This window comes from Shimia abyssi (genome assembly GCF_003014475.1).
Taxonomy (GTDB): domain Bacteria; phylum Pseudomonadota; class Alphaproteobacteria; order Rhodobacterales; family Rhodobacteraceae; genus Shimia; species Shimia abyssi.
On record NZ_PYGJ01000009.1, the window covers coordinates 94339 to 107040 of the forward strand.

The 12702-nt window shown below is 58.0% G+C and carries 12 protein-coding genes; 7 read left to right on the plus strand and 5 right to left on the minus strand.

Annotation, left to right across the window (positions count from 1 at the left end):
• The first annotated feature begins 35 nt into the window (after positions 1–35).
• On the plus strand, positions 36–1829 hold the full coding sequence (locus CLV88_RS14210; protein ID WP_106609140.1) for an SLC13 family permease: 1794 nt from the start codon (positions 36–38) through the stop codon (positions 1827–1829).
• 58 nt (positions 1830–1887) lie between these two features.
• Here the strand turns inward: CLV88_RS14210 and CLV88_RS14215 are convergent, their stop codons facing one another.
• From CLV88_RS14215 to CLV88_RS14230, 4 genes are read right to left on the minus strand one after another with little or no spacing between them, the layout of a single operon-like run.
• Positions 1888–2367, minus strand: coding sequence for a DUF6505 family protein (locus CLV88_RS14215; protein ID WP_106609074.1), 480 nt, complete (start codon positions 2365–2367; stop codon positions 1888–1890).
• 2 nt (positions 2368–2369) lie between these two features.
• A complete protein-coding gene (locus CLV88_RS14220) occupies positions 2370–3095 on the minus strand; it encodes a biotin/lipoate--protein ligase family protein (protein ID WP_106609075.1) in 726 nt (241 codons plus the stop codon).
• Positions 3092–4156: an iron-sulfur cluster carrier protein ApbC gene (gene apbC / locus CLV88_RS14225; protein WP_106609076.1), complete on the minus strand. Its 1065-nt coding sequence runs from the start codon at positions 4154–4156 to the stop codon at positions 3092–3094. The genes CLV88_RS14220 and apbC overlap by 4 nt, the downstream gene beginning before the upstream one ends.
• A complete protein-coding gene (locus CLV88_RS14230; protein ID WP_106609077.1) occupies positions 4157–4357 on the minus strand; it encodes a DUF6494 family protein in 201 nt (66 codons plus the stop codon). It lies immediately after the preceding gene.
• An 89-nt stretch (positions 4358–4446) separates the two neighbouring features.
• Here CLV88_RS14230 and CLV88_RS14235 point away from each other — a divergent pair, with 89 nt between their 5' ends.
• Entirely contained in the window at positions 4447–5220 is a 774-nt protein-coding gene (locus tag CLV88_RS14235) for a hypothetical protein (RefSeq protein ID WP_106609078.1), read from the plus strand.
• Here the strand turns inward: CLV88_RS14235 and CLV88_RS14240 are convergent.
• On the minus strand, positions 5214–7175 hold the full coding sequence (locus CLV88_RS14240) for a 4Fe-4S binding protein (RefSeq protein ID WP_106609079.1): 1962 nt from the start codon (positions 7173–7175) through the stop codon (positions 5214–5216). The two genes, CLV88_RS14235 and CLV88_RS14240, sit on opposite strands and share 7 nt — an antisense overlap.
• A 339-nt stretch (positions 7176–7514) precedes the next feature.
• Between CLV88_RS14240 and CLV88_RS14245 the strand changes: the two genes are divergently transcribed.
• The 5 genes from CLV88_RS14245 to CLV88_RS14265 all read left to right on the plus strand — a co-directional run bounded on the left by CLV88_RS14245 (position 7515) and on the right by CLV88_RS14265 (position 12697).
• Positions 7515–8063 (plus strand): DUF3305 domain-containing protein, encoded by a 549-nt coding sequence (locus CLV88_RS14245; protein ID WP_106609080.1) that lies wholly within the window; start codon positions 7515–7517, stop codon positions 8061–8063.
• On the plus strand, positions 8060–8740 hold the full coding sequence (locus tag CLV88_RS14250) for a DUF3306 domain-containing protein (protein WP_106609081.1): 681 nt from the start codon (positions 8060–8062) through the stop codon (positions 8738–8740). Before CLV88_RS14245 ends, CLV88_RS14250 begins: the two co-directional genes overlap by 4 nt.
• Positions 8737–9345, plus strand: coding sequence for a TorD/DmsD family molecular chaperone (locus tag CLV88_RS14255; protein ID WP_106609082.1), 609 nt, complete (start codon positions 8737–8739; stop codon positions 9343–9345). The genes CLV88_RS14250 and CLV88_RS14255 overlap by 4 nt, the downstream gene beginning before the upstream one ends.
• Positions 9346–9394: 49 nt before the next feature.
• Entirely contained in the window at positions 9395–9589 is a 195-nt protein-coding gene (locus CLV88_RS14260; protein ID WP_106609083.1) for a twin-arginine translocation signal domain-containing protein, read from the plus strand.
• A gap of 213 nt (positions 9590–9802) precedes the next feature.
• Positions 9803–12697, plus strand: a complete 2895-nt coding sequence (locus CLV88_RS14265; RefSeq protein WP_106609084.1) for a formate dehydrogenase subunit alpha — start codon at positions 9803–9805, stop codon at positions 12695–12697.
• Positions 12698–12702 lie beyond the last annotated feature (5 nt).

The following is a 12702-nucleotide window of genomic DNA, read 5'->3' on the forward strand; positions in this document are numbered from 1 at the left end:
ATCGGTGGCCGATTCCGCGAAAAGGCTTGTGCGCGATGCTGTTAGACCTCACCCCAAGCGGCCCGATCGAGGCTGCCGTCGCTTTGGCCATCCTCGCCGTCATGTTCGCGCTGTTCGTCACCGAACGCTGGCCCGCCGAGGTTGTCGCGCTCACCGCCGCAGCTGCCATGCTGTTTGCCGGTGTATTGCCCTACAACGCGGCCCTAACCGCACTGTCGAACCCGGCTCCCTGGACAATTGGGGCGATGTTCATCATCGCTGGGGCACTCGTGCGCACAGGGGCGCTTGAACGGTTCACCCGTTTGGCCGAGGCGCAAGCCAGCCGCAACCTAGGAATTGCCGTTGCCTCCCTGATCGCTTTCGCGGTTGTGGCGTCCGCCTTTGTCAACAACACACCGGTGGTTCTGATTATGATTCCGGTCTTTGTGCAATTGGCGCGCAAACTGGACATTGCTGCCAGTAAACTTCTGATCCCACTGTCCTATGCCTCCATTCTCGGTGGTACTCTGACCTTGCTCGGGACCTCGACCAACCTGCTCGTGGCCGGGGTTGCGCAAACTCACGGGCTTGCGCCGTTTTCGATATTCGAGGTCACGCCAGTTGCAGTTGTGCTGGTGGGGTGGGGGCTTCTCTACCTTCGATTTGTCGCCCCACGCTTCCTGCCAGATCGCGCCAGCATGGCGATGCTCTTTGCGGATCAGTCCAAGCGCAAATTTCTGGCCGAAGTCGCCATTCCCGACAACAGCGCGCTGGTTGGGCAAAAAGTTCTCGAGGCCCACCTATTGCGCCGCGATGACATGCGGGTGGTGGATGTATTGCGTGGCGATGCCTCGCTGCGCCGTGATCTCAAATCGGTCACGCTGCAAGCCGGGGACCGGCTGGTCATTCGCACTCAGATGGAAGAGTTGCTGGGGCTTCAGGATGATCGCAATCTGCGCACACTCGACAAACTCAGCTCACGCCAGACTATCACGGTCGAGGTTCTGATCACACCCACAGCGACGCTTGTGGGCAAATCCATGGGACAGCTGCGGTTGCGTCGTCGCTACGGCGTTTACCCCTTGGCCGTGCATCGCCGTGACCAGAACATCTCGGGCGAACTGGACAAACAAGTGCTTCAGGTGGGTGATACAATCCTGCTCGAAGGAGCGCCGGAAGATATCTCGCGTCTCGCGGCTGACACCCGCCTGATCAGCGTGTCTGAGCCCTCGGCGCGGGCGTACCGTCGCTCCCACGCCCCAATCGCTGTTGCGGTTCTTGCAGGGATTGTGCTCTGCGCCGCATTTGGCGTGGCCCCAATCCTCTATCTCGCGATTATTGGCGTCGCTGTCGTGCTGTTCTCCGGCTGCATCGACGCAGAAGAGGCGTTTTCCTTTGTCGACGGGCGCTTACTGGTCCTCATTTTCTCCATGCTTGGGGTCGGAACCGCCTTGGAAACCTCCGGGGCGGTCGAGCTGATCGTGAATGCCGCGCTGCCCTATTTGCAAACCATGCCGCCCTTCCTGATTGTCTGGTCTATCTACCTTCTGACCTCGCTCTTGACCGAACTGATCTCGAATAACGCTGTCGCCGTGGTCATCACACCACTGGCCATCAGCCTCGGTATTGCATTGGGCATAGACCCTCGCCCGCTGATCGTCGCCGTCATGATCGCCGCCTCCGCCAGCTTTGCAACACCGATCGGATATCAGACCAATATGATGGTCTATGGTCCGGGTGGCTATCGCTTTACCGATTTTCTGCGTGTTGGAATTCCACTCAATGTCAGTATTGGCTTGCTGGCGTCGCTGTTAATCCCATTGATTTGGCCCCTCCATGCCGCGCAATGAGGTGTTTTCGTAGCGCGCGCCATAGATACAGATTAAGGGGGGATGACCCAAATATCGGTCAGCTATCTGGCGTCGTGTGAATCGCAAACTGTTCCAAATCGGCCTCGGCCGGTTTGATCGCGCGATACTGTTCCTTCACACCACCCTCGGTCAGCTCCCGCGCGACGGTCAACAGGGTGTTTGCTTCATGCTCGGCGCATAAATCTGCCATCTGGCGTAGTTCTTCTTCGGCGACAGGCAAGGCGGCCTCAACAGATGGTGCGCCGTAGATGTCGACAAAATGCTGCGCGAGATGTTGAGCAAGCACCTTCATTTCCGAAGGTTCGATCTGCGTGACCGCGACAAACGTCACCCGCCCAAACGTCTCAACCCCCAGCCATCCGTTGGCAAAGGCTTGACGCGCTTTGCCGGTCAGATCTGCGTCGGACCAGTTGGAAAACTCAAACCCTCCGCTGATCGCCCATTCCCCGGTGCGGGCAGGGCTGAAAAACACCCTCTGATCGCTTTCGTCAAAATGGATCGCGCGTGCCAGAAACATGGTCATTCTCCCCTATCCAAAAGCCGCGTTAGGGGCAGCAAACGGGTGTCATTACCCTGTTTCAGTAAAGCCCCAAACACTTCGTCCGTCCCCATGAAAATCCCTTTTTCCGTAGCGCCTTGCATGGTCCACGAAACATCTTCACCAACCCCATGCGCCAGCCCGCGCCACTCGTTGCCAAGAGGTTTCATTCCCTCCTCTTCCATCCGGTTCACCCAGACCAAAGTGTGCCGCACCCAAGCGCTCAGCAGCGCATCGGCCGTCACGTCGACACACCCTTCTTCATAAAGGCAGGTTTGATCCGGTGCCGACCCCGGTGCATCCGGATCGGCGGGTATCAGCGGCAATTCCAGACCGAGGACAATCCAATCTGGTACTTCGCTGTCCGCCGTTTCTGACGCCGCCACGCGCAACCGCCCACACCCCGCGCCATTGACGTAAATCTGGCCGGTCCAGCCCAAATGCACAGCCACCTCCGGAGGGGCCAAAGCACCAAGCGCGTTCTGAAACCCGATCCCGCATGCAATCATCACTGGCATGGCGTCCCTGAGTGGTACCTCCGGTGCAAATACAATCGCCGCGCTCAGTTGATCTGTTGCGAGGTTATACACCACCAGTCCGGCGTCACATCCCATGATCGCTTGCATACGCGCTTTGGCGAATGGATCTGCCTTACCAGTCAGGGCAAGCCCCTCAAAAAGCGGCGGGAATTGCGGTGCTTCGCTCATGCATGCCCTTCCGAAATCAACGATTTTGCCAAGGCTCGAAAAGACTGAGCCTGTGCGGAACCCGGCGCGGACACAACAATTGGTGCGCCGCTATCTGCTGCCACACGGATGTTCATCGATAATGGAATTTCCGCCAGCAAGGGCACGCCCAGTTTCGCGGCTTCTGCCGCGACACCACCGTGCCCAAACATGTGTTCTTCGTGCCCACAATTGGAACAGATATGAGTGCTCATGTTCTCGATCATGCCAACAATTGGCGTTCCCAGTTTCTCGAACATATTGATCCCCTTACGGGCATCCAACAGTGCGATGTCTTGTGGCGTTGATACCACTACAGCACCCGTCAGTTCCGCCTTTTGTGCCAACGTCATCTGCACGTCACCCGTGCCGGGTGGCAGGTCGACGATCAACACATCCAGTGCCCCCCATTGCACCTGGTTCAGCATCTGTTGCAAGGCGCCCATAAGCATCGGGCCACGCCAGACAACGGCCTCTTCCTCGCGGGTCATCAGGCCGATGGACATCATGGTAATGCCATGATTTCGCATAGGTAAAATGGTCTTGCCATCAGGGCTGGACGGGCGCCCGCTCACGCCAAGCATTCTTGGTTGAGACGGGCCATACACATCCGCATCCAGCAAGCCGACCCGACGCCCCTCTGCGGCCAAGGCGGCGGCGAGGTTCGCGGAAACGGTCGATTTGCCAACACCACCCTTACCAGAGGCCACCGCGAGGATACGATCAACTCCGGCGATTTTTTGCGGCCCCTGTGGTTCTGCTGGCTTTGATCCCTTAAGATCGGGGGGCGGCTTGGGTGCAGAATGCGCAGTCATCACAACTGACACTTTTTCGACGCCATCAAGCGCCGAAATCTTCTCTTCGGCTTCGCTCTTGACCGGTTGCAGGGCCGCGGCCCTGGCAGGGTCAATCTCCAGCACAAAACGCACCTCGCCACCGTCAATGTTCAGCGCGCGCACCATGCCACTCGACACCAGATCGCTGCCAGAAGCCGGGTCTTTCAGCTGTTTGAGAACTGCCAGTACTTCGTCACGGCTTGCCATTCACGAACGCCCCGCAATCTTGCCGGTGACGACGTGCTCAATCTCGAGGCCATCGATTGTCAGAACCACTTTGGCGTCAAAGCTTTTGCCTGTTGTCGCCTCTGTGCCTGCCGTGCGCATAGCATCTTCGATCGCTTGCTGCGACGTCACTCCCACCTGCTTCAGGAACTTGCGCATCGTCATGTTGAAATCTTCGCTCATCTCGCTGTCCTCATGTCAAAATCAGTCTCTAATTTGGCCCTAACCGGCGTGTATTGACGGAATCGCTGTGACGCGCCTAGCATTGCGTTATGCCAAAAACGCGCCTGATACCCCGTCTGCTTGCCACCGCTTTCTGCATCTCGCTTCTCTCGGTACTGAGCGTCGTGGAAAGCCGCGCACAAGGCAAGTCCATGACGCTCGCCATGCCTGAGGCCATGGTTGAAAATGGCTTTGCCAAGTTTCTTTTGCCGCGTTTCATGTTGAAACATGGTGTGCGCGTGACGCCAGTTGGACCGGGTGAAACGGCGGATGCCCGGCTTGATCCTGATGGCGGAAAGGCGGCGTTTTCCGATGCGTCTCACACTTTTGGTTTGGTGCTTGTCACAACGTCGCCGCACGCGGAGAAATTTGCCGACTGGCTCACGTCTGACGTTGGCTTGCGCACCGTGACCAGTTTCAAAATCGACGGCACTGAGATTTACGGCCCGCCCAAGGAGGTGGTCGAAGAGGTAGTGGAAACGGTACTCTCCGGCGATGCTCAGTCGGGGCAGCAAACGTCGGTCACCGCATGTGGGCGCTGCCATGTCGTCGGGGATATCAACCGTATGGCGGGTATCGGATCGACCCCGTCCTTTGCGGTGTTGCGTACCTTGGGCGACTGGCAGGAACGGTTCGAAACCTTTTATGTGCTCAACCCTCATCCGGCGTTTACCATTATCACCGACGTGACCCTGCCGTTCGATGAAAGCCGCCCGTCGCCCATAAGCCCGATTGAGGTCACGCTTGACGAATTGGAAAACATTGTCGCCTACGTCGCCGCAATGGCGCCTGCGGAACTGGGTTCGCCGATTGAGCATCAGTGATCCCGGCGCTTGGACAAATAGTCATCTGTGGTGCGCACGGCTGGGCGCGGCGCTGCTGCAAATGGGCTATTCTGCTGATGATATTGCGCGTTGACGCGACAATCGTCACACATGCGGATCATGCGCGCCGCGTCAGATGTGGCAAACATTGGGTGTTTGCCTTCCAGCTTTTCGATAATGCGCTCGATTGTCGATTTCACGCCAAACGGTTTACCGCACTCCACACAATCAAACGGGGCTTCTTCATGCACAATGGCCTGATTAAAAGCCGCATCCGAGGTGTCGAATTGCGGCAGCAACGAGATCGCGTTTTCAGGGCACACGCGCGTGCACAACCCACATTGCAAACAGGCGTCTTCCTGAAAGCGTAACTGAGGCATCTCGGGGTTATCACCCACTGCGCCAGCCGGACAAAGCGAGACACAGGACAGGCACAGTGTGCATGCCTCTTTGTCAACCAGTACGGCGCCGTATGGCGCATTCTCCGGCAGCTTAATCGGTGCCTTCAAGTCCGGTTGCAGCGCTTTAACAGCCAACCGCGTCACTTGACGACGTGTCCCAAGCGGCAGGATTGGCTCGATATTACATGGGGCAGGAGACACGCCGTAAAGCATGTCGCACAACGCTGCGGGTTCACTCGGTTCTATTATCCGCACACGCTCAGACGCGCCACATAGCGCCTGCGCGAGCACCATCTCGCTCGCCAATGAATCCCGTTCGGACTTGGGCGAGACCAGCACATCAACGGCAACAAACCCGCTCGCCAAGGCGGCGAGCATTTCGGCATGGCCCACACCTGATACGCGCTCCATATCTAGCGGGATCACGTCAGCGGGCAAACCGCGCTCAAATCGAGCCGCTAACGAAATCATTTCGGCGCCAAAGTCGCGATCATGTATCAAAAGCCTTGGGGCCGTGCCTCCCGCCGCGCGATAGGCGTCGCTTAATCCGGCAATCCGCTGGAACAAAAAGCTGACCGGTGGATCATCGTAAGTGATGGCGCCGGATGGGCAGAGCGCTGCGCAAGATCCGCAACCGGCACAGATTGACGGGTCGATATCCACGTGATCCCCGGCTGAAACAATTGCGGAAGTCGGACAGATATCAAGGCATTTGCTGCAACCGGCCTGTTCCGCCCGTGAATGGGCGCAAATCGTAGGATCAAGGTTAAGGTATAGTGGTTTTTCAAATGTGCCGATCAGATGCGAGGCGCTCATAACGGCTTCGTGCACTGCTTCCGGGCGGTTTGGGTCGGCCCGCAAGTATCCGTCTCGTTTTTCAGGAGCTGGGAACAACGGCGCATCGCGACGCAGGTCGATGATGATGTCGCACTCTGTCTGTGCCCCATTCTGGGCCTCTCCAAACGTCAACGTACCGCGCCCGCCCGGTGCGACCTGTTGCAGTGCGTCAATTGTAACGGTGAAATTCCCAAGCGCGCCTTGAGCACCCTTAATGCGTCCAGCGATAACGTCGAACCCCCTTTCCAGTGGCGGTTCAGCGCCACTCTCCAGCAAAACAGTGACGCCCAGATGATCACGCAATTGCCGTGCTGCGGCCAGCGCCGTCTCCTCTGGACCGACAATCAGGCACAATCCCTCAGAGGCAATATCAAAGGTCTTCGCGGGCGGCGGTGCGCGCAGAGCGTCGGCCACAAGAGCGGCCATTTTTGGTCCCGAACCGCGGGCCTGATCCGACCAGCCAGCCCGATCGCGAAGGTCGATAAATTGCGGTTCTTGAGTGCCAAGTTCAGCCGCCAATTCGGTAAAGAAATCGCGCTCCTGCTGGCAGGCAATGATCGCGTCGCCGCCGCCAATCGCATCAGCCGCCGCTTGTGAATCTTGCATACACAAGCCGGTATGTACCTTTGAGCAGGTCACGCCTTTAACCTGGCCAAGCACGTCAGTATCAATCGCTGAACTGCTCAAACAGTTACATAAAATCAATGACTTGGACATGATTTCCCCCTGGCTATGTTTCGCTGTCCCGACAGCGCCCGCTGCACAGGAAGTCAGAAAATCGGACGCGCGTAAACCCCTGCCAAGGTACGTGATTCGGCGAATCAGACGTCGATAAATCCAACTGATTTAATAGGGCAATGGCCGTTGTGGACATTCTGTCCGCAACGCTCTGGGTGGCTCCGGCATTTGGCGCAAATTGTCCATTTTGTGCCGTCTATTTCAGCGTCTGCGCGAAATCCTTTGGCAAAGTCGGACTTTGGCCGGATCATAAAAATAATTTCTGAACCAGTACTCAAGCCGTCGTTCTGGTCAGACTCGGGAGGAGCACTAACAAATATGCGAACTGCGCCGGTATCCTTGCCATTGGGCATCGTGATCCGCCGAACCCCATCGGTCAGCCGGTGGGCCAAGTGGTCGTGGAAGGCGGTCAGCGTTCTGCCCGGAGCCGCGCAAGCCGATTGGCAGGTTCTGCGCGAAGAAGGGGACGCGGTCGAATATCACGCCGCCACGGTGCAGCTCGATCTCTGGGCCACAGATACCGAAGCGTACCTGACCGGACTGTCTTCTCGGGTGCCGTCAATCGGCGTTGTGCTGCGAGAGGGCACTGGAGAACACCCTTACGACGTAGTGCTGGCCACAGCGTCCCCTTACGAATTTCAAGATTACGCGGACAGCGGGGAAGAGCTTGTTGAACTGGTGCCGATGCCCGAAGGCCTTGTGGCGCTGATCCGCGATTTTGTGAGCGAACATCACGAAGAAGAGGTGTTCGTCAAACGCCGCCGCGACAAGAAACGTATCGATCTTGTTGAAGATGGCAAAGGTGATCCGCGCATCTCGCAGCTGTCCGACGTCTTCCGAACGCCACGTCGGGGGAGGCTGAATTGACCCAAGCTCCTGCCACCAAACCAAGAGACTTCTGGGCCCGCCGCAAAGCTGCTGTTGCAGCCGAGGCTGAGGCCGAGACGATTGCGACAGAGCAGGCCGAGCTGGCCGAGACCCATACGGCACTTGAGGAAAAGACCGACGCGGAAATCCTCTCTGATCTGGAGTTGCCTGACCCGGATACGCTGGAGCAGGGCGATGACTTCTCGGTCTTTCTTGCCAAAGCGGTCCCCGAGCGCATCCGACGGCGCGCGCTGCGCAAGTTGTGGCTGTCAAACCCCGTGCTCGCCAATGTCGATGCTTTGGTCGATTATGGCGAGGATTATACAGACAGCGCCACGGTGATTGAGGGCATGCAAACCGCCTATCAGGTTGGCAAGGGCATGTTGAAACATATCGAGGAAATGGCGCGTCAGGCCGAACTCGAGGCAAATCCTCCCGAACCCGATTTGAAAGATGCCGACGACACCCATGACCTGACGCTGGCCCAGTCTGAAGACGATGCGCGGGAGCCTATGATGGACGCGTGCGATCCACCCGCTGCCGCGCCAATGGACACAGTTGCCGACCATGACACGGACACCGATCAGGAGCCCGTCGCTCTACAACGCCGCCGCCTTCGGTTTGCATTTGACGACACCCAAGCCAACTCATCCCCCACAGCCACGGAGACGTCATGACCGACGCAGCCCAGACCATTCAAATCGCCGAAGAAGATGCACTGCGCGCTGATTTGTACGATTTCCTTGCAGCACTCCTCGCGGGTCCACCAAGCAAGGATCTGCTGACACGTGCGATTGGTCTGACAGGGGATGACAGCGACTTGGGGCAGGCCATCGCCACCATGGCGCGTGTTGCCAGAGCCACGAATGAAAAAGCCATCAAACGCGAATTCAACGCCCTCTTTATCGGCCTCGCCCGTGGCGAATTGATGCCATATGCCAGCTATTACTTGACCGGCTTTTTGAACGAAAAGCCACTAGCCGGATTGCGGGCGGACATGGCCGCACTGAGGATCACCCGCGCGCCTAACGTTTATGAGCCCGAGGACAACATCGCCTCTTTGTTCGAGATGATGGCAGGCATGATCCGGGGCCGTTTTGGCGATCCGGTGCCGCTCCAGCGTCAGAAAGACTTCTTCTTCAAACACATCGCACCCTGGGCTGAGCATTTCTTTTCCGATCTCGAAACAGCTCAGCACTCGGTTTTCTATGCGCCCGTCGGAACCGTCGGCAAGGCATTTCTCGACATTGAAACACAAGCGTTCCGCATGGGGGCGGACTGACGTCAATTGAACCTGCCGGACCCCACCGGCCAACCCAAAGGAGGATGAAATGCGCAAAGACAAAGAAGACACCGGCCAATCCCGGCGTGACTTCCTGAAGCTCGCTTCTACCGCAGCTCCGGCCGCGGCAGCCATTGCCGTGATGTCACCGCAATCCAGCGAAGCCCAACCGGCTGACCTGACCCGCGATGCCATGCAGGACACCGCGCATACCCGCGCCTACTACGACAGCGCCCGGTTTTAAGAGCGTTTTGATTTTCTGGAATGCAGAGAATTGAAATGCGTGTTCGACCCGAAAGGGGAGAGGCAACGTATTTCAATGCAATTCAAATCAATACGCGGAATCGGACGATGACACCCCGCCCCCGACCACTGGTTGCGTGACGCCCACCGGTCGGGTTTTGAACACTAACCAAGCCACCCCAGCATCGAATTGGGGGAGCAAGGGAGGAAAAACATGCTTAGGAAAAAGACCAACGGGGTTGCGCGACGCCCCCAGCGGACAAGTATCCTGTCTGCGGCAGCTGAAAAGTCTGTCGATCGCCGCACGTTCCTGCGCGGATCGGGCCTCGCCATTGGCGGTCTGGCTGCAATAGGCGCCACCGGCGGAACCGTAACACAAGCGCAGGCGCAACAAGTCGTCAGTGCCGCTGTGGACACTGTGAAATCCGTTTGTACACACTGCTCGGTCGGCTGTACCGTTGTGGCAGAGGTCAAAAACGGCGTCTGGGTCGGCCAAGAGCCGGGCTGGGACAGCCCGTTCAACCTCGGGGCACATTGCGCCAAAGGTGCCGCCGTACGCGAACATGCTCACGGCGAACGCCGCCTCAAGTACCCGATGAAGAAGGAAAACGGGGAATGGGTGCGCATCAGCTGGGAACAGGCCATCGACGAGATTGGCGACGGCATGATGAACATCCGCCAAGAGAGTGGACCTGACAGCGTCTATTGGCTTGGTTCGGCCAAGCACAACAACGAGCAGGCCTATCTGTTCCGCAAGTTTGCCGCCTATTGGGGCACGAACAACGTGGATCATCAGGCTCGTATCTGTCACTCGACGACCGTGGCTGGTGTTGCAAATACATGGGGCTACGGCGCCATGACCAACTCCTACAACGACATCCACAACTCCAAGGCTATCTTCATCATCGGCGGCAACCCTGCCGAGGCGCATCCGGTTTCGCTGTTGCATGTTCTGCGCGCCAAAGAGCAGAATAACGCTCCGCTGATCGTCTGCGATCCGCGCTTTACCCGCACAGCGGCCCACGCCGATGAATATGTGCGTTTCCGTCCCGGTACGGACGTGGCGCTGGTCTGGGGTATTCTGTGGCACATCTTTGACAACGGCTGGGAGGACAAAGAGTTCATCCGCACCCGTGTCTGGGGCATGGACCAGATCAAGGAAGAAGTCGCTAAGTGGACTCCCGAAGAAGTGGAGCGCGTGACCGGCACACCCGGTACACAGCTGCGCCGCGTGGCGCGTACCATGGCCAATAACCGCCCCGGCACCGTGATCTGGTGTATGGGTGGTACACAGCACACCAACGGTAACAACAATACGCGTGCGTATTGTGTGTTGCAGCTTGCGTTGGGCAACATGGGCACGTCCGGGGGTGGCACAAACATCTTCCGCGGCCACGACAACGTTCAGGGTGCAACAGACCTTGGTGTTCTCAGCCATACGCTTCCGGGTTACTATGGCCTCTCCGCAGGGGCATGGGGCCACTGGGGCCGTGTCTGGGGTGAAGATGGCGATTGGCTCAAGGCCCAGTTCGCGACAACCACAGGTGCGGATGGCAAGGAGAAGTCACTACAGAACCTCACCGGTATCCCGGTGTCGCGCTGGATCGACGGTATCCTCGAGGACAAAGAGAACATGGATCAGCCGGACAATGTTCGGGCCATGGTGCTCTGGGGCCACGCGCCCAACTCACAGACGCGTATGAAGGAAATGAAGACAGCTATGGAAAAGCTGGACATGCTGGTCGTGGTTGACCCGTTCCCCACTGTTTCCGCTGTTCTGCATGACCGTACTGATGGCGTCTATCTGCTACCGGCTTGTACGCAGTACGAAACCCGTGGCTCTGTCACGGCGTCCAACCGTTCGCTGCAATGGCGTGATCGTGTGATCGAGCCGCTGTTCGAAAGTTTGCCGGATGAGGTCATCATGGCCAAGTTCGCGAACAAGTTTGGTTGGGGCGACCGCCTGTTCCGCAATATCGAGATGGAAGATGCCGAGACACCAAATGTCGAAAGCATCACGCGCGAGTTCAACTCGGGCCTCTGGACGATCGGTTACACCGGTCAAAGCCCGGAGCGGATCAAGCTGCACATGGAAAACCAGCACACGTTCGACCGCACAACGCTTCAGGCGATTGGTGGTCCAGCGGATGGCGACTATTACGGTTTGCCATGGCCGTGCTGGGGAACAGCCGAGATGGGCCATCCGGGTACGCCAAACCTCTATGACATGTCCAAACGTGTCTCCGAGGGCGGCCTGACCTTCCGCGCCCGCTTTGGTGTCGAACGTGATGGTGACAACCTCTTGGCGGAGGGCGTTTCCAGCGTTGGATCCGAAATTCAGGACGGCTATCCCGAATTCACCATGCAGATGCTGATGGATCTGGGATGGGATGGCGATCTGACGGATGAGGAACGCGCATCGATTGATGCGGTTGCTGGTCCCAAGACCAACTGGAAGACCGACCTGTCGGGCGGTATTCAGCGGGTTGCGATCAAGCACGAATGTGCGCCCTTTGGGAATGCCAAGGCGCGGGCCGTCGTGTGGACCTTCCCCGATCCGATCCCGGTTCACCGCGAGCCGCTCTATACGCCGCGGCGCGATCTGGTGGCGGATTACCCAACCTACGAGGACCGCAAGTTTTATCGCTTGCCCACCATGTATGCCTCGATCCAGAAACAGGACTTCAGCAAGGACTATCCGCTGATCCTGACCTCGGGTCGTCTGGTTGAATACGAAGGTGGCGGGGATGAAACCCGGTCCAACCCGTGGTTGGCCGAACTGCAACAGGACATGTTCATCGAGATCAATCCGCGTGATGCGAATAATCTCGGGGTACGTGACCGCGCGCAGGTTTGGGTCGAAGGGGCCGAAGGGGCCAAGGTCAAAGTGATGGCCATGGTCACGAACCGTGTGGGCGAAGGTGTGGTGTTCATGCCCTTCCACTTTGGCGGCCATTTCGAAGGTAAGGACCTCAGGGACAAGTACCCAACCGGGGCCGATCCGTATGTGCTTGGTGAATCCACCAACACGGCACAGACCTATGGCTATGATTCAGTGACCCAGATGCAAGAGACCAAAGCGACTCTCTGCAAAATCTGGGCAGCGTAAGGAGG

Excerpts from the sequence above, each read along its gene's own strand:
- CLV88_RS14220 (WP_106609075.1), bottom strand. The coding sequence starts at position 3,095 with ATGAGCGAAGCACCGCAATTCCCGCCGCTTTTTGAGGGGCTTGCCCTG.
- CLV88_RS14240 (WP_106609079.1), bottom strand. The coding sequence starts at position 7,175 with ATGTCCAAGTCATTGATTTTATGTAACTGTTTGAGCAGTTCAGCGATT.
- CLV88_RS14230 (WP_106609077.1), bottom strand. The coding sequence starts at position 4,357 with ATGAGCGAAGATTTCAACATGACGATGCGCAAGTTCCTGAAGCAGGTG.
- CLV88_RS14215 (WP_106609074.1), bottom strand. The coding sequence starts at position 2,367 with ATGTTTCTGGCACGCGCGATCCATTTTGACGAAAGCGATCAGAGGGTG.
- CLV88_RS14265 (WP_106609084.1), top strand. The coding sequence starts at position 9,803 with ATGCTTAGGAAAAAGACCAACGGGGTTGCGCGACGCCCCCAGCGGACA.
- CLV88_RS14210 (WP_106609140.1), top strand. The coding sequence starts at position 36 with ATGCTGTTAGACCTCACCCCAAGCGGCCCGATCGAGGCTGCCGTCGCT.
- apbC (WP_106609076.1), bottom strand. The coding sequence starts at position 4,156 with ATGGCAAGCCGTGACGAAGTACTGGCAGTTCTCAAACAGCTGAAAGAC.
- CLV88_RS14260 (WP_106609083.1), top strand. The coding sequence starts at position 9,395 with ATGCGCAAAGACAAAGAAGACACCGGCCAATCCCGGCGTGACTTCCTG.
- CLV88_RS14255 (WP_106609082.1), top strand. The coding sequence starts at position 8,737 with ATGACCGACGCAGCCCAGACCATTCAAATCGCCGAAGAAGATGCACTG.
- CLV88_RS14245 (WP_106609080.1), top strand. The coding sequence starts at position 7,515 with ATGCGAACTGCGCCGGTATCCTTGCCATTGGGCATCGTGATCCGCCGA.
- CLV88_RS14235 (WP_106609078.1), top strand. The coding sequence starts at position 4,447 with ATGCCAAAAACGCGCCTGATACCCCGTCTGCTTGCCACCGCTTTCTGC.